Origin of the sequence: Ferrovum sp. (assembly GCF_027317285.1) — a bacterium.
Lineage (GTDB): Bacteria > Pseudomonadota > Gammaproteobacteria > Burkholderiales > Ferrovaceae > Ferrovum.
Genome location: NZ_DAHVHV010000018.1, coordinates 1 through 15123, shown reverse-complemented (window position 1 = coordinate 15123; position 15123 = coordinate 1). Strand labels below are relative to the sequence as shown.

Annotated in this window: 17 protein-coding genes; 3 read left to right on the top strand and 14 right to left on the bottom strand. The window is 49.6% G+C overall.

The genetic code is table 11. The features are described 5' to 3' along the window. Positions 1-12 precede the first annotated feature (12 nt). The 14 genes from M6F29_RS05700 to M6F29_RS05635 form a co-directional block, all read right to left on the bottom strand. Positions 13-516: a hypothetical protein gene (locus M6F29_RS05700; protein ID WP_298157898.1), complete on the bottom strand. Its 504-nt coding sequence runs from the start codon at positions 514-516 to the stop codon at positions 13-15. 103 nt (positions 517-619) lie between these two features. Beyond that, positions 620-1645 carry a hypothetical protein gene (locus M6F29_RS05695; protein ID WP_298157897.1) on the bottom strand — a complete coding sequence of 342 codons (1026 nt, stop codon included), beginning with the start codon at positions 1643-1645 and terminating at the stop codon, positions 620-622. 12 nt (positions 1646-1657) lie between these two features. After that, positions 1658-2251, bottom strand: coding sequence for a hypothetical protein (locus M6F29_RS05690; protein ID WP_298157896.1), 594 nt, complete (start codon positions 2249-2251; stop codon positions 1658-1660). A gap of 11 nt (positions 2252-2262) precedes the next feature. Further along, entirely contained in the window at positions 2263-3894 is a 1632-nt protein-coding gene (locus M6F29_RS05685) for a DUF2213 domain-containing protein (protein WP_298157895.1), read from the bottom strand. A gap of 1 nt (position 3895) precedes the next feature. Beyond that, positions 3896-4708 (bottom strand): hypothetical protein, encoded by an 813-nt coding sequence (locus tag M6F29_RS05680; RefSeq protein ID WP_298157894.1) that lies wholly within the window; start codon positions 4706-4708, stop codon positions 3896-3898. After that, a complete protein-coding gene (locus M6F29_RS05675; protein WP_298157893.1) occupies positions 4708-6204 on the bottom strand; it encodes an anti-CBASS protein Acb1 family protein in 1497 nt (498 codons plus the stop codon). The genes M6F29_RS05680 and M6F29_RS05675 overlap by 1 nt, the downstream gene beginning before the upstream one ends. A 133-nt stretch (positions 6205-6337) precedes the next feature. After that, a complete protein-coding gene (locus tag M6F29_RS05670; protein WP_298157892.1) occupies positions 6338-6619 on the bottom strand; it encodes a hypothetical protein in 282 nt (93 codons plus the stop codon). A gap of 159 nt (positions 6620-6778) precedes the next feature. Beyond that, positions 6779-8050, bottom strand: a complete 1272-nt coding sequence (locus M6F29_RS05665; RefSeq protein ID WP_298157891.1) for a hypothetical protein — start codon at positions 8048-8050, stop codon at positions 6779-6781. Continuing rightward, positions 8019-8459 (bottom strand): terminase small subunit, encoded by a 441-nt coding sequence (locus M6F29_RS05660; protein WP_298157890.1) that lies wholly within the window; start codon positions 8457-8459, stop codon positions 8019-8021. Before M6F29_RS05660 ends, M6F29_RS05665 begins: the two co-directional genes overlap by 32 nt. Positions 8460-9063: 604 nt before the next feature. Beyond that, positions 9064-11169 carry a VapE domain-containing protein gene (locus M6F29_RS05655; protein ID WP_298157889.1) on the bottom strand — a complete coding sequence of 702 codons (2106 nt, stop codon included), beginning with the start codon at positions 11167-11169 and terminating at the stop codon, positions 9064-9066. Between the two features lie 210 nt (positions 11170-11379). Continuing rightward, positions 11380-11670, bottom strand: a complete 291-nt coding sequence (locus tag M6F29_RS05650) for a hypothetical protein (protein WP_298157888.1) — start codon at positions 11668-11670, stop codon at positions 11380-11382. Positions 11671-11678: 8 nt separating this feature from the next. Continuing rightward, positions 11679-12023 carry a VRR-NUC domain-containing protein gene (locus tag M6F29_RS05645; RefSeq protein WP_298157887.1) on the bottom strand — a complete coding sequence of 115 codons (345 nt, stop codon included), beginning with the start codon at positions 12021-12023 and terminating at the stop codon, positions 11679-11681. Further along, positions 12023-13402, bottom strand: a complete 1380-nt coding sequence (locus M6F29_RS05640) for a DEAD/DEAH box helicase (RefSeq protein ID WP_298157886.1) — start codon at positions 13400-13402, stop codon at positions 12023-12025. Before M6F29_RS05640 ends, M6F29_RS05645 begins: the two co-directional genes overlap by 1 nt. 1 nt (position 13403) lies before the next feature. Continuing rightward, positions 13404-13604 carry a transcriptional regulator gene (locus M6F29_RS05635; protein ID WP_298157885.1) on the bottom strand — a complete coding sequence of 67 codons (201 nt, stop codon included), beginning with the start codon at positions 13602-13604 and terminating at the stop codon, positions 13404-13406. Positions 13605-14021: 417 nt separating this feature from the next. On the opposite strand from M6F29_RS05635, the gene M6F29_RS12535 reads away from it, so the two are divergent. From M6F29_RS12535 to M6F29_RS05625, 3 genes are all read left to right on the top strand, one after another. Then, positions 14022-14315 carry a DUF6948 domain-containing protein gene (locus M6F29_RS12535; protein ID WP_524537708.1) on the top strand — a complete coding sequence of 98 codons (294 nt, stop codon included), beginning with the start codon at positions 14022-14024 and terminating at the stop codon, positions 14313-14315. After that, on the top strand, positions 14303-14506 hold the full coding sequence (locus M6F29_RS12530; RefSeq protein ID WP_524537707.1) for a hypothetical protein: 204 nt from the start codon (positions 14303-14305) through the stop codon (positions 14504-14506). Before M6F29_RS12535 ends, M6F29_RS12530 begins: the two co-directional genes overlap by 13 nt. A gap of 94 nt (positions 14507-14600) precedes the next feature. Then, positions 14601-14990, top strand: coding sequence for a hypothetical protein (locus M6F29_RS05625; protein ID WP_298157883.1), 390 nt, complete (start codon positions 14601-14603; stop codon positions 14988-14990). The last annotated feature ends 133 nt before the right edge of the window (positions 14991-15123 follow it).

The window sequence follows — 15123 nt, the reverse complement described above, 5'->3', positions numbered from 1 at the left end:
GAATGACATTTCTTACTTGCCCGGCATTTTGAGTTTGTCGCCGTTCGGGGATATGGTCAGGTTCATATCGATTCCATTTTTTAGAGGAGAGCCGTTAGGATCTGTCGCCACAACTGTTACCGTGGATTCCCTGCCTTTTCTTGGTTTGCCATCTGCGTTGTAGATAGCCGCATCCGAGCCAAGAGCCGACTTGATAGACTCTTGCGCAGCAACAATATCTGCGCCGTCTATTACGATAGCGGCTGATTCCTGAATCTGCTCAGTAGTCAAGGGCTTGTGAAGCGAAAAGACAAGACCATGGAAGTCTGGATCCGGCTTCTTGTCAAACTCTTCCTTGGGTCTTGCGCCCATTCTGAGCAGCTGTAGGATGACTGATTCCGATTCTCCCGCGGTAAAGTCCCTGCCGATCATATCCTGTCTCCCAGGAGCGATATCGATAAAATCAGCCTGCATCTTACCGGGTTTTCTATAAACGAATTTGTGGTGCTGACGTGAAGTGTTTGCGATGGTAATCATTGTCCTCTTCCTCCATAGAAAAGAGCCCAGGGAGGGGCTGGGCTCTCATTGTTGATCACACGTCTAGACGCGCGCTATCAAGGCCATTTGGCCCCGGTAGATGTTAGAACGGCATACTGATGAGATATAACCCCTGTGGGCGAACACACCATCCAGCGGTAACTCTGATTTCCTGCAAAATGGACAAGGCACCATCTTCGACAGGTGTCGGAATCTTGATCGGAGCTGGCAGGTCGGAATACATGAGATTGATCGCCTTGAGCTGTGGGTTAATCTCTCCGAACTGGTTGGTGTTGTACGGTGTTCCCTTTGGTGTAACAAGCTCGGGGATGGTCATGATTACCATATCTCCACCGCCAGATCCTTTGCCGATTAGAGTATCGTCAAAGAACCATTCAACTCGATTGCCCTGACTCCCTGCAACTTCGGCGATAGCCTGCCCGACAGTTGATGTGCCGGCGCCCGGTCGCTGATAGCTGACAACATCGATAATCGCCTGATTCGCAAGAGTCAAGAAAATCCTCTGCGGGGCAACAATCACGATTCGATCTGTCAAGTTGAAGCCCGACTGATACATCCCGATCTGGAGATTGGTCATTTGCTGGAGCAAGAACAAAGCCATTTCTCCATTATCGTATCCGGAGAATGTGGTGACCCCGGACGAATCGGGGGGAAGATTGACGGCAATGGCCCCGGGAGTGTTCAAAAGCCCCTCGCCGTTTGCAGCATTGAAGCCATAAAGAAGGCCGGACCTCATCTGCTGATAGATCCCCTGCTCGAGCGCATAATCCTGGGCTGTTGGCAGAGACAAAGCATAATTTCCGGCTGCGGCCATATCATGCCGGTCGTAGATAGCACGAGACTGGATCATGTAGGTTGCGGTGCTGTACTGCTCCGCAATGATACTTGCAGAGGGGAGCAGATTAGCGGCGCTCTGCCCCGAAACCTGTTGAGTCCGGACTTTGATCCCATTGACGTACACATAAAGATCGCCGGGAGATAATCTGACCCTTGTTTTTCCGCCTTCGAGAGCTTCAAATGCCCCCGATGCCTGGGAATACTGGATGATAAGATCAGGCTCGGAAAAGTGTGGAAGAATCCGAGCTCTGGCGGGGAATGAGTTAGCCACGTAAAGCCTCCTTTAAAATTCGATGATCGCGCATGTCCCAGTGGTCCAAGTTGCCGCGCCAGTTGTTGCGTTGTAAGACACGACCATGGAGTTTGAGTTAAATCCCTTGATCCTGCACGGGAGCGCAGTCGTACCAGTGTTGGTCAGGACCTGATTAGTAAAATCCCAATAGACAGTTTGCCCGACAAGTCCACCTTCAAGAGCTGTCGCAAGAGCTGCGGAGCACTGAACGGGAATCCTTGCCCACTTGCCATTCGGGTAATACATGCAGGACATACCTGGAGCCGAAAGCGGCACACTATTACCGGGGATGATGATCATGTTATAAGCGCGCGAGAATACGACAAAACCGAAGTCGTTCTCCTGAGCTGTCGCAATCTGCAACGGATTCCCGAGGGCATTTCCTGTGGGGATGAGCTGATTGACCATCATCCCACCGAACACTGTCCGGGTTGCAGTGGCGACAAGTGATCCCTGCTCCATCTGGATCCTGGACGGCTGGTTATCAAGTTCGATACCCTGAATGTATCCTTGGGATTCAAGAATAAAGGTATCCTGTGGCGAAGTGGTAAGTTGTGGATTAAAACTGATCAAAGCTGCTGACATTTATCTCTCCTTTATTTTGCGAAATCTTTTTTGAATCCGCCCTTCATGACATACCCGGGGGATGAATGTCTGCCAATGAAAGCAGCAGAATCTCCTCGGGGAATCATGACTTCACGTCCGAGTTGCTGGACCTTCTGGTAGTAGAGTCCACCGACATTTCCCGCGGTCACGTTGGGATCAGCGACGGAATCAGCAACAGCCGCGTACGCCATGTCTTCAAAACCAGCAAAAGAGGCTTCGTCAAGCGAGTCGAATCGGATCTTCTTGAGTGATTCGTTTTTGATGAACGGCACAACCTTCGAAACCAAGCGCTTCCGATATGCCAATGCTGTTTCTCCAGACATCGGAGCACTCACCTGGAAGCCCAATGCGGATCCAATGGAATCGGCTCTGGATTGAGCCTGAGCCATAATCTCTCTCTGGTCAGCGGGTGTCTCTGTCGAGATTCTTCCAACCTTGCTTTCAATCGAAGCTAGACGATCCCGAAGCACGGCGTTTTCCCTAACGATGGAATCCATGCGATCACCCCTATCTTTTTTATCCGCATCCTTACGGTCTTTCTCAGCCTTTTCTTTTTCCTCTGAGTCCTTGCGGTCTTTTTCTTCCTTGCCTTCTTTCTTGTGCGCCTCTTCAAGCTCTTTTATATCCTTGCCCTCTTCCTTGTGTTCCTTCTTCTCAAGCTCTTTCTCTGACGCATCCTTACGGTCTTTCTCTTCTTTTTCCTTTTCCTCAGAATCCTTGCGATCTTTTTCATCGAGTCGGTCAAGCCGTTCGCTGATAGCGTCTAATTTTGCGTCGAGCTTATCCATCCATGATGGGGCCTCTTCGCCTGATCCGTCTTTCTTTGCATCTTTTTCTACTTCTGGCATTTTTTCATCTCCTATGTTGATTCCGCTTGGGCCTTCCCCTTTGTCCCATACCCCTTCTGGGCAAATAGCCAGATGATCGAGATATGAAGGGATTCCTTCGATGAGAAGGTGCGTTCCGTCATCGAACTCAATCTGTTGATTGCCGTCGTGTGGCCCAAATATCACAGCAGGGCTTGTTGATGGATGAGACGACTTCATCAACTCAGACGCATCTTTGTCATAGATCCGAGCGATGCCCCAGACATCATCTCCCTTGATGTACGGGAGGATGATTGTTCCGATGGATCTGTCTCGGAACTCATCGGTATCAAGCGATGGTCCCTTTGGATGTTCAAAAACGACAGGGAGGCCATTGCACCGATTAACGAAGTCTTCGGTCAGGAAATTCTCTGGGGGACGATAAACATGCTCATTGTTCTTCGGCCTAAAAGAGGTTCCAGTGCCTGTAATCCGCATGTCATACAGGTCGATAGACATAAAGGATTGTGGGGATGGAAGTTCTCCGGACTTGATCGCTTTAGCAATGTCGTACTCGGTGGGGCTTCGCTCTGCTGTATCATCTTTGATCGGCAGCGTCATAAACTCGCCGGGTTCAGGCTCGATGGTGATAAACGATTCTCCATCATCCGGCCTTGGCATCCCACCTTTTCGGGGCGGGAGTTCTTCATCATGCTTCACGAACTCCTTGCCGACCTTCTCCGGGATCCCGATAGTGGAGTGTCCATGAGCTGCGGCCTCCATTGCACGGTGCTGGGCTTCAGATACAGATGGCATATCAGGACACCTTCACTCGTTTAAGTTCTTCTTTGCCTTTTTGAGTTAGCATATCTGCGGGGAGGTCCCGGAGGTTTCGGACATAGATTCCAAAACACCGGCAATTTACTTCCTGGGCGGGGGCGGTTATCTGATCCGTATAGCCATGACCAGCATTCTTCATGAATCCCCGTTCTAGCGCCCAATTGCCACGAATCACATAGAAATTTCCGTCTCGCTCTTTATGATCTTCTCTGTAGTCGTATCCAGCCTGCCGGAAATGCGACCGCCAGATCATGCAGATAGCGCCTGATTGCAACCCTAGGATCTCATTGACTGCTGCCAGCATCTTGTGGCCTTGGTCAATATGCAATCTGCGTTCTTCATAAGTTAGGGATCTGAGAGGCTTGACGATATGGGCTTTGGTCTCTTTCAGTGATTCCGAATCAGTTCCACCTTCTGGAATCGATGTTGACCATCCGGAAAACCGCTTCAACGTGAGGCCAATTGCCTGTTCACGATTCAATTTGATCAGATCAGCCGAAGCCGCGATCCGCTTTGTAAGCTCATGTCTCATTGAAGGGATGATCCGATTGATCGTTACTCGATCCAGACCGGGATGAAACTTTGCCAATGCTAGGGGAGTGACCTTGCTTTGATATAGCGAGGTCAGAGACTTCTGCATGCGTACTTGCGCTTCGTCAGGTGAGTATTCATACTTCGCGGCAAGATCCAGCAATCCCTGCCATTTTTTGAGCGCATAGACGGAGAAGCCGTTCTCGATCAGATCCTTGATGGCATCAGACAGAATCGACTCAAAATTTCTGCGTTTCATCACGAACTCATGGAGAAAGGTCTCGGCTCAGACGGTTCTTTTTCTGCCCCTGCCCCCATTGTCGGAACCGGTGGGACATACTGGCTCAATGCTTCGAAGTCAAGGTTCAGCTCACCGTCAAATAGGAAGTCATCCTGGTTGATCTGGTCCTGTATCCATGCTACGAGGGATGCTTTATTGTCGGGGTCAAGTATCGGCATGAGGGATTCGCAAAGAGCTATAACCGTCTTGAACCGGGCCTCCGATTTCTTAGACTTTTCGCTATCCGGCTCTGTCAGTAAGTTCGGCCAAGTAGCTTCGAAGGCATTCTTCCATTCGTAAAAAGCCGCTTCATACGATACATTCCCGTAAGTATTGGGATATTTCGCCTGAATAGTCATGTAGAACTCAGGGTTCCACGCGAGTCTCATCACAATATCGTCCAGAAACCGATAAATTGAGTTCATCTCAATCCGGATCCGGTCGATGTATTTTGCAATAATCTTTGCGTCTTCCGTGCCTTCCCCAAAGCCTTCCGCAAGCGTCTCTTGATTGAGCATGACGGCAGGCATCCCCGCAGCTGTGGCGATATTATCCAGTATGTTCTTGCGGGAGTACTCCCCGGCATCTTTTGTGTGCATCAGATCAAGAGAGGAAAGCTCCTCTTCCTTGCCGATACTAACAACGTTGCCCGTCTTCGAATATTTGATGATCTGGCGCTTGAAAGCTCCGAAGGCTCTTGCAATCTTGTCGAGAACCGATCCGGGGCTGACCATCTTGTAAACCAGGACCATCAGCTTCTCTTGGATCGAGTAATCCGAGATCATGGATTGAAGATATGCTGCCATTGGATACAAAGCGCGTTGGTAAACCGACCGACCAACAAAACCGAATGCTGAGTTCGACCATTCAATCCAAATAGGCTGTTCATTCATCAGCGTGCATGTTCTGGAAAGATGATAGACTTCACTTCCAATACTGACTTGCTTCGGCTTCATAAAATCAGGTGCTTGAGGATCCTGATTGAGAACGAGAGAGCCGGCGGTGTTCAGCGAATCCAATGTGTTAAAATACAGCGTCATCTTGTGGAGCTTATCCATCGGCAAAGGTTTATTGGCAGGATATTTTTCGCCGCCCTTGTCCAGTGCTCCGACCATGAGCGTTGCAATGCCGTACACCCGGGAGAGCGTCATGACGTTATGCACTAGCGCATCCCCGCCAATCTCGCCGAGACTGGCCCACGACTTCTCGAAGGCTTTGACCAGTTCTTCTTCGGGGGCTCCAGCAATCGACAGAGTCCGCTTTTGCGACTGCGCCACCGTGATCGGACCGGATGTCATCTTATGACCGAGGGGATGGTAAGCATAGATCGTCTTGCATAATTCATACGATGGAGATGACCCGGGCTTGATGCTCATTTCCAGCATCATCTTCGTCAGGGGGGCATTGAACCCTTCGTTCTGGATTTCGAGCGAGGCTTGCTGTCCGGACTCGATGTTCGTCCCGCCAACGCTCATTAATCCTCCAGAATTTGGGCAATAAAAAAGCCCTCATATAGAGGGCTGGTTTTGGGCGCATGGGTGGTAGATGCTAGGAGTTTAGACTATGGAGTCGGGGTTGTCAAGCATCAAGGAGTTTGGCTTCTCACAATTATCGGAGCATCCCCCTCTCGGTGAAAACATCCGTCAGTACATCCAGCGCGAACTCGTGCCATTCATGCAGTACCCGTGCCGTATTCGATGGGCTCTCACCTAGGCTTTGCATGTCCTTGTATTTCTCCATTTCCCATGTGATCGACTCCCGTCTGATGCCTGTCTTGGCCAGCAGGTGGGTATGGACGGCGCGTGCGAATGCCTCATCAGCCGAATACAGGAAGCCCACTAAGTCAGACAGATGAGGAAACAGCTCCCGTTTGACGATTGCTTGGACCAAGGCTGATTCCAGTTTTAGTTCATGGAATGTTGCCCCTCCAGATCCCCTCAACTCATCAGACGGATTACATGTGAACATGTTTACGGCATCATGCACTTGATACGCCCAGGAGAGAACACCAGTGACAGTTGACGCATTTGTTGATAGACATGGGTTCATTCAGTACCCCTCCGAGTTTCCGAGTGCCAAACATAAACCGCTTGTGAACGTATCGAGCAGATCTCTCGGGATTCGACTCGATTTCTGACCCAAACGAAAACCACAGATTTGGTAAAGCCAATGATTCTTTGTCGAGTTCTCATAATTAACGACTTTATCATAGGCATATCGGGATAATTTCACCATCCCTTTGAAAACATATCCAGAGACAGATAAGGCCCTTCCTTCCTTCCCCATTGCGGTTATTTCAGGAGGAATTGGATAGGTGTTCCATCCTTCCTTAAAGGCGTGTTGAAGCAGTGCTATACCCGATGCTTTGTCTTCGATGAAAACGCCAATAGACCCTTGCCTTGCCCTGAGCATTGTTGCCAGTTCTTCGCACCTTTTTAAGACACTAGGCAACCAGTGTTCGAGAATATCAGCCTCTATTTTCAGGACTTCATAATCCAGTACCACTACAGGAATGCCAGAATGATTCGACTTTGAAAAATAAGTAACTGCTGTTCCATCATGAACGTCAGAATCCTTTAGAGCACTATCCACAACAGCGAATACCTGGTCAACCTTGTCAGGATATTCGACAGGAACTCCGTCAACAAGCAGTGAGGATTCAGGAAAAAAACTCGCACCCTCCCACGACACAAATTCAGCGCCATATTCCTGGGCGAAAACAAGCGGAAAATTCTCATCTCGCAGTTTTGCGATCTCATCTTGAGGTAAATGCGGATTGGTCCATGTCGGCGCATGATATTCCGTCCATCCGAGCGTTTTATCCGTGCATATTCGATAGAAGAAGTTATCATGATCCAACCCGGCTGGCGTTGAAAACGCAATCGCCCCGCCCTTGTAATCCAGTAACGAGGGTTTTATGGCCTTCGTCCAGATGTCCATCATGTCTTCGCCGGCAAAAGCGACTTCATCCAGCATCACGCCGTGATATTTTCGAGATCGGCCAGCTCGTGGATTATTCAGCGTCCAGAAGTCCACCCGGCCTTTATTCTGGCACCTGATAACCCCTTCGACCTTATTCGAACCAATGGTTATAGGAGTAAGGATTTCTTCAATCTCATGGTAGGTTTCCGAGAGAATACGGTAATCCGGAGCGAATATCCCGAAAGACTTCCCCCTGGCAGCGAAGTCACATGCGAGAGATGCACCGCTGAGAGTTTTACCCCAACGTCTTCCGCAACGGATTACCTTAAACCTTGCGCTAGGGGTATAAAGCGCCTCTATCTGGCCCTTATGAAGCGTCGGAAGCGTTATCTGTGGCATCTACTATTTCAAATGGATTTGGAAGACCGCCGACAATAACAATCTCAGTCGTATTTTTTGATTCCACTTTCTCTGATCCGAGTCCAAGCAATTTGGCTTTGCCCATTGTTGCTGACACAGCGGCCGCCGTTTGACCTTCCTGGATTGCGAGATTTCTGGCTTCCTCAAGCTCATTGATGAGATCGTTGACAGTCAGAACGGCAACAGCAGCTGCGGATGCCCTCAATTCGGCGATCCTAGCCGTCACCTTGCCGTCTTGCAACAGGTCAAAAGCCTTGCGGTTAATTGTAGCTAGATTCATGTTTTTTGAGGCATAGGCTTCTCGGTAGGCATCGCTGGCATTCGCGGCAGTGATGTAGGCAGTGCAGAATTTTTCTTGTTTCGAAGTGAGCTTGTTAACCTTCATCATCGCACTCAACAGCGTTGATACACATACCCACTCTGGTAATCGCCAGAGGCTCTGTGTCAAGAGCATTGATGATTCTGATAGCTTCGGCCATTGAACAGGCCACAACGATCCTCAGAGGGCATCCTTCCGCCGCGAATTGATAGGCGTAAAGCGGATGAGAGTTGACCGGCAATATGTCTCGTGACTCAGGGTCTGTGTTTTCCATGCAGTGATTGTATCTGTTAAGAATGCAACCGTCAAGGATTGCTTGACAGTTGGGACGGGTAACGGTCAATTCTATATATATCAATGACTTATAACGTAACCCTGCATTGACGGGTAACGACGGGTAATTTTTGGACCCTTATACTATATGGGTTGTTACCCCGTTACCCGTGTTACCCGTATTTATTAAACATTATTAGAATAATAGTACAAGGGGAGTCGTAGTATTATCCTATAAATGTTTGGAAGCAGGTATACGGGTAATTTTTTACGCAAATCAATGCGGGATATAGATATTCTACGGGTAACTGGACGGGTAACATACGGGTAACGACGGGTAACAACGGGTAACATTTTGTGGGGGAGTATGAAGCTCCAGCGATGCGCCGGAGCCTAGATACTAGTCAAGAGAGCCATCCGTGTCAATAGGTTTCCACACTTTAGATGTTTTCTGTGTGACAGGGTTCCTGATGATTTTCTTTTCCCACCCAAGCGTTTTTAGGATGGAGGCCACACGTTTTTGGGATCGCTGATCATGATGATCTACGGTCATTTTGAGTGGTCCGGATAATATATCGGGAATAGTTGTAAATGTGCTTAGATCGAGAAATTCTTTTATGGGGTCGTGCCAGATATCGGTTTCCGTGAATGATTGATGGTGGGCCTTCAGATCTTTGGAATCTATTTCCCACCAGTCAGATCCGGATTTGTATTCATGGACCGCTTCGGCGAATAACTGTGCCCTCAGATCCGAAAGCATTTTAAGATTGATATTGAACACCTGGAACGGCCAAAATCTACGGTTTTCTTGATCGCCTCTCAGAAATTCCATCGCATTCGTGGTCCCTGCGAACACGGTCAAACGCTTGTGCGATTCTGTGGCTCTTCCATAGCTCTTGCGAAAATGATCATCACGAACAGTGATCATGCGCTTTATCTCTTCGATATCTGTCTTAACGAGCTTTGAGAGTTCAGCAAACTCGATGATCCATTTTCCCTGGATCGCTTGATAGAAGTCTTTTTCCGACGGATCCGCATGCGTGTCTGAGTACCATTCTCCGCCGAGTTCAGCCAGTGCTTTTGATTTTTTCAATCCCTCGCCGCCAACGAGGATCGGCATGGTGTCAACCTGACATCCTGGCTCATAGGCGCGAGCAACGAGGGATATGAGCCAGTTTTTGCCGACGTTGGCATGATACGGGGAATGGCCTGTCCCGAAGATATCCGATAGCCAAAAGTTCAGGCGTCCTTTGCCGTCCCATTCTAACGATTCCAGCCAATCCTTTATGGGGTTGAACGGTGATCGATGAGCCACGACGGTCAACGCTTCTTCGACTGTCAGTGTGGCGAAGGACTTCTGATAATGGGTTGATATCCAGAGAGATGCTTCCGAGCTGTCGATGTCACGATATTCTTTGCGATAAACGCGTTGAAATGGTGGACGTTTGAGCCATTCTATCTTTGATGCTAGGACATTGAATCCGATGCAACCATCAAATTCAGGGCGACACAGAAAGAGCTCAACCGCATTGTGCATGACCGGTTTCATTCCACCCTCCGACGTTTCCAGGAATCGGGGTGTCCGAGATAGCGCGGTATGAACGATTGGAGTACGGTCTTCCAGCGATTCAACTGGAGGCGGACTTACTGTTGTAGAGAGACGTTTCTGTTTCGGCTGTTGCCAGCCTGCATCAGTCGCGTACTTAAAAAGCGTCCCGGATCCGATGCTTCTGTTCTGATGGAATGACCTCCATTTTACGGACGCTTCGGCATATTTGTATTGAGGACTTCTTGCACTCCACTCATGCCACAGGGATTCCAGCCCGGGATCGATCGAGTAAAGCGACATCCCGACCTTCACCCAATCGTCGTGGGGAAGATCAGATGGGATGGCCATCAGCGCGGAGCGTGTTTCGTCGGGGTCTTGCTGACTCCGAAGCGGTGCAGTTTTTTTTGGGTCCGATTCCGATGGTCCTCGAGACAGAAACGCAATCCATGCGCTGGGGAGATCCACGGGGGCCGGAACGCCGTTCAGTGAGACGGTGTAGGGCTGGGTGTGGTGCTTTTCGATTCCGACGCATGATGAGGGGGGAGCAACAACTTGGGATCCGTCAGACTTGATTTCAACGTCGGGATAAGGCTTCTGAGAAGCAATTGAGTGGTCCGGATATTTAAAGTAGAAATGCCAACCTCCGGATCCGGATCTGACGGTATAAGTCATGGGGAGCGTCCCGTATTTCTCTTCAAGAAAAGCCAGATGCTCCGCGCCCTGTTTACCTGGTTTGGTGTCGATATCGAAGACAACTATGCCAGATGGAGCGCCTGTCAGAATGCCGATGTTCGGTGGATTGGCATGGTTGAACCATTTGTGGAGATCCGCCACGTCATTGGATGCCGTATTCGGCCAATTGGGGAGAGTCGGACGCTTGCCTTTGAGTGGCAGGAGCTTGTAACCATAAGACGCATAAGTTAACGCACAGTCGAAGAAGCTGGATTGAGTGATCATAGGTTGTCCGTTATTTCCATGCCAATATCCTCCGAAAAACAAAAAAAGCCATCATCCGGGGAAGGCATCGGGATCGGCGAATAAGCGATCCTGAGACTTCTGGGGAAGCACAATGCTCTATCCCCGGACAATGGCTCTCATAATTCGCAACAACGCGTCAGGCAGGCTTCCCCAAACCGCCAGCGCACCATTATTCTACCCAACACCATTTCACAAGTCAATCCCGTCCCGCTTCGCCGTGACGATAATGCACATATGATCCCGCCATTCCTTCGGAAATTCGACCAGGGCGGTATAAACTTTCTTTCCTTCACGGTTTTGATATTCTTTTTGCGGGGGTGCGATAAAGGCATTTTGCCCCTCCTGCTGGACCAGTTTGACGTCCCGGAATAGTAGCGGCCCGAAAGCGGTAGTGACTTCGATCTCAGCAAATCCTTTAAGCGAGCCAGTGCCAGTAAAAGGTTTGAAGCTGTTGCATTTCATAGGGGGTAACTGAGCCATTGGATCTCCTAAGATAGTATTTTGAGTGCTGCTTCTGCGCTCCGGACAATTCCGGATCTTGCGCCCATGTTGATCAAGAGCCTGTTGAAATCGATTTGATTATCTTGGATTGGCGTTCTTGATCCCTTGCACTCAATGCCGACAAAAACGGCAATGACATCCCCGACCATATCAGGCGTTACGACTATAGACTTGAGGCCAATCAGGTCAGATGAGCCCTCGCACAAGCCGAAGTGGATTGGATTGCCTTGGCGGTCATAGGCCATCCCGACGTTATTGCGCCACAGCCTGATCGATGGATCTTTAGAAACAGAGAGACGTATCTGGGACTGTACTTCCGCTTCGGTCATCATTACCGCCTCCCCGTTCTGAGATTGTACCTGATATGCGCCCAACGAGGCTTATATCCTCGAATCTGAGCAATTTTCATCCAGTCCTCAAGCGTCTTCGCTTCGCGCTCTTCGGCTCTTCTTGACTTGTGGATAGCAATCTCTTCAGCCGACACCACAGAAAGCTCACCCTCTTTGTCTTCCACGAGCTCTCTGGCCTGGGCCGGGTTTGCGTATCCGCATTGAGGACACTTTCCCGCCGTTGCTGCATATGCCGCAAAGCATTTCTCACAAATCTTGACTGTCGGGATTTTATCTTTAGCCTCTTTGGGTTTCCTCTTTCTCCCCTCCAGCGACCATTCCCGGATCTCATCGACAAGCCCCAAAGCTGGGTCATAAGCGCACCCGGCGTGATCCAAGATAATACAATCCCTCTTCCCGGGATACGGCCTAAGCCCCCTGCCAGCTTGTTGCAAAAATAGCGCCAGCGACTTAGTAGGGCGCGCAAGCACAATGCAAGATATTGATGGATTGTCGTATCCTTCGCAACAAATTCCCACGTTGCTGATGCCCTGCAAAGCCCCCGACGCAAGGTCTTCAAATATCCTGTCTCTTTCCCAGCCAGGCATAGTGCCGTCAACATGTGCAAAGCGGACCCCCTTCGCCTGGAATTGGGCTGTAACATTTTTGGAGTGCTCAATCGAGACACAGAAGATAATTGTTTGCCGATCGGAGGCAAGTTTTTGCCAGTGAGCGTAGATATCACCGACAAGATCAGGCTGATCGATCGCCTCTTCTAGCTCATGCGCGTTGTAATCACCCTGGGACATGCTGATGCCTCCCAGCATGGGGCGTTTCGGGGCGTAGTGAACGATCGGGACAAGAAATCCATCTTTAACGAGCTCAGGAACGGAACGGACCGGGATAATTTGCTGGTAGATCTCCCCGAGACCTCTTCCGTCGAGCCTGACAGGAGTTGCTGTAAGACCCACGACAGCGGCGAGGGGAGACTGTTTGATGATATCCATGTAGGACTTCGCTAAAGCCAAATGGGTTTCGTCAACGCAAATCAAATCAAATGTTCCCGCCTGCCTTCTGATAAGCGTCTGGACACTTGCAACCTGCACCGGGGCTTGGTGGTTAGTTCTCCAGTGCTTGCGCATGATGATCCCAAGCGGTATTCCAGCGTCGTCGAGCTTTGCCACAGCCTGATCGATAAGCTCTTTACGATGGGCAAGGAACAGAACCCGCTTGCCCTTGCTGACTGCGCTCTTGATGATCTCACATGCGATGAGTGTCTTCCCCGCACCGGTGGGCGCGTGCAGGATTATCCTCTTCTGCCCTTTCTTGAGCGATTCTCTTGCGTTCTGGATTGCTTCAATTTGGTAAGATCTGAGTTGCATATCAGAACCTCACCAGGTGCCGGATATGGTTGAAATGGACAATCCCATCGGTCTTCCGCTCTATCTCGAGTGCGCGTTTTGCGGGGATGCCATTGAGTGTCCAGTTATGAATTGCCACGTCTGTAACCCCCAGCACGGAAGCCATTTTTTTCCTTGATCCAAACCATGATATCAAGTCTTCTATTGTTTCAAAGCGTTTCATCTTTTCTCCTTTCCATGTATTTCTGGAAATCACCTGGTACTTCTATCCCTGAGGCGGGAGAGAAGGGATACCCCTCTGGCCTAATCAATGACGGGATGTACTTTTGCATGTATCTTTTTCTCCTCCTCGGTCTCTGGTATGACCAGTGCGACTACGGAAGTTTCTAACACTAACGGCTCTACTCTCATTTTCTATTCCTCCTTCCCCAATACTATATCATAATTAACACACGTTTTACTAGCCTGTTAACCATCGCTTGACATTAACCCATCATTAGGCTAGGATCTAATCAACGCACCAACCAAGCGATCCTGCCATCGAGCAGCCCTCAAGACGGATATATAGGGGATCCGGAGGATACAGCGGGAGGTAATAAAACTCACTCGTAACTCACTCACTTTAATTGGAGGAATAAAAATGCCTAACGTTGGAGACTACATCATTTGCCGGACTTATTCGGCTGGAGTTTTTGCAGGAACGCTCAAATCACGAACGGGACAAGAAGTTGTTCTCGCCGACGCAAGAAGACTCTGGTACTGGGACGGAGCAGCCTCACTTTCTGAGCTGTCGGTTTCAGGCACAAGAAAGCCTGAAAACTGCAAATTCCCGGTGGCCGTCCCAGAAGTAACCCTCTTGCAGGCGATAGAGATCCTGCCTGTATCTGATGAGGCCCGGAAAAGCATCGCAGAGGTGCCAACATGGAAGGCGTAGGCTCTGGCTATGGCTATGGCTCTGGCTCTGGCGATGGCTATCGCTATGGCGATGGCGATGGCGATGGCTATCGCTATGGCTCTGGCTCTGGCGATGGCTCTGGCTATGGCGATGGCTATGGCTATGGCGATGGCTATGGCGATGGCTATGGCGATGGCTCTGGCTATGGCGATGGCGATGGCTCTGGCTAAAGGAGAAATCAAATGTTGACCGAAAAGTTACTGGACGCGCGCCGAATTGAAGTGTGCACTTAATCAATGGGAACCTATTATTGAAGGAGACAAAATGATCACACTTGATGATTTTAAGACATTCATGAGCGAAGGAAGATGCGGAGATTTTAACTGCGGGAAGTGCTATCCGATGGATACTGTTGATGATCAGATCAAACGCATCTATGCAGAAATCGACCGGTTAAAGGCGAAGCTCTCAGCACTGATTGAGGAGGAGTCAGAGAAAAATAAAAAAGTGGTGCTCGACGGGACCAATCCGACGGATATCAATGTAACTGTACGACCATGCGGTAATGGATTGTTAATCAAGTGCGGAAGCTGGAATCTGCTCACTTTAAGTCCAGATGGTGTCCGACTGATGAATGCGGTCCCTTTAGAACTTGGCTTTAACCTCACCGGGTCACGGTTGGCATTGCCGGAAATCGATAAGGAGAAAAAATAATGGGACAGGAACTGGAAGTAGCGCAAGAAAAATCAATAAATCCTTTCCTGCCACGCACGTTTGAAGAAGTTATGCGCCTGGCCGAACTCATGGCATCATCGGATCTTGTTCCGAGAGATTACAAAGGCAAACC

Bases quoted from the DNA above. Each gene is read 5' to 3' on its own strand.
- M6F29_RS05700 (WP_298157898.1), bottom strand. From the start codon at position 516: ATGATTACCATCGCAAACACTTCACGTCAGCACCACAAATTCGTTTAT.
- M6F29_RS05690 (WP_298157896.1), bottom strand. From the start codon at position 2,251: ATGTCAGCAGCTTTGATCAGTTTTAATCCACAACTTACCACTTCGCCA.
- M6F29_RS05685 (WP_298157895.1), bottom strand. From the start codon at position 3,894: ATGCCATCTGTATCTGAAGCCCAGCACCGTGCAATGGAGGCCGCAGCT.
- M6F29_RS05680 (WP_298157894.1), bottom strand. From the start codon at position 4,708: ATGAAACGCAGAAATTTTGAGTCGATTCTGTCTGATGCCATCAAGGAT.
- M6F29_RS05675 (WP_298157893.1), bottom strand. From the start codon at position 6,204: ATGAGCGTTGGCGGGACGAACATCGAGTCCGGACAGCAAGCCTCGCTC.
- M6F29_RS05665 (WP_298157891.1), bottom strand. From the start codon at position 8,050: ATGCCACAGATAACGCTTCCGACGCTTCATAAGGGCCAGATAGAGGCG.
- M6F29_RS05660 (WP_298157890.1), bottom strand. From the start codon at position 8,459: ATGATGAAGGTTAACAAGCTCACTTCGAAACAAGAAAAATTCTGCACT.
- M6F29_RS05655 (WP_298157889.1), bottom strand. From the start codon at position 11,169: ATGATCACTCAATCCAGCTTCTTCGACTGTGCGTTAACTTATGCGTCT.
- M6F29_RS05650 (WP_298157888.1), bottom strand. From the start codon at position 11,670: ATGGCTCAGTTACCCCCTATGAAATGCAACAGCTTCAAACCTTTTACT.
- M6F29_RS05645 (WP_298157887.1), bottom strand. From the start codon at position 12,023: ATGATGACCGAAGCGGAAGTACAGTCCCAGATACGTCTCTCTGTTTCT.
- M6F29_RS05640 (WP_298157886.1), bottom strand. From the start codon at position 13,402: ATGCAACTCAGATCTTACCAAATTGAAGCAATCCAGAACGCAAGAGAA.
- M6F29_RS05635 (WP_298157885.1), bottom strand. From the start codon at position 13,604: ATGAAACGCTTTGAAACAATAGAAGACTTGATATCATGGTTTGGATCA.
- M6F29_RS12535 (WP_524537708.1), top strand. From the start codon at position 14,022: ATGCCTAACGTTGGAGACTACATCATTTGCCGGACTTATTCGGCTGGA.
- M6F29_RS12530 (WP_524537707.1), top strand. From the start codon at position 14,303: ATGGAAGGCGTAGGCTCTGGCTATGGCTATGGCTCTGGCTCTGGCGAT.
- M6F29_RS05625 (WP_298157883.1), top strand. From the start codon at position 14,601: ATGATCACACTTGATGATTTTAAGACATTCATGAGCGAAGGAAGATGC.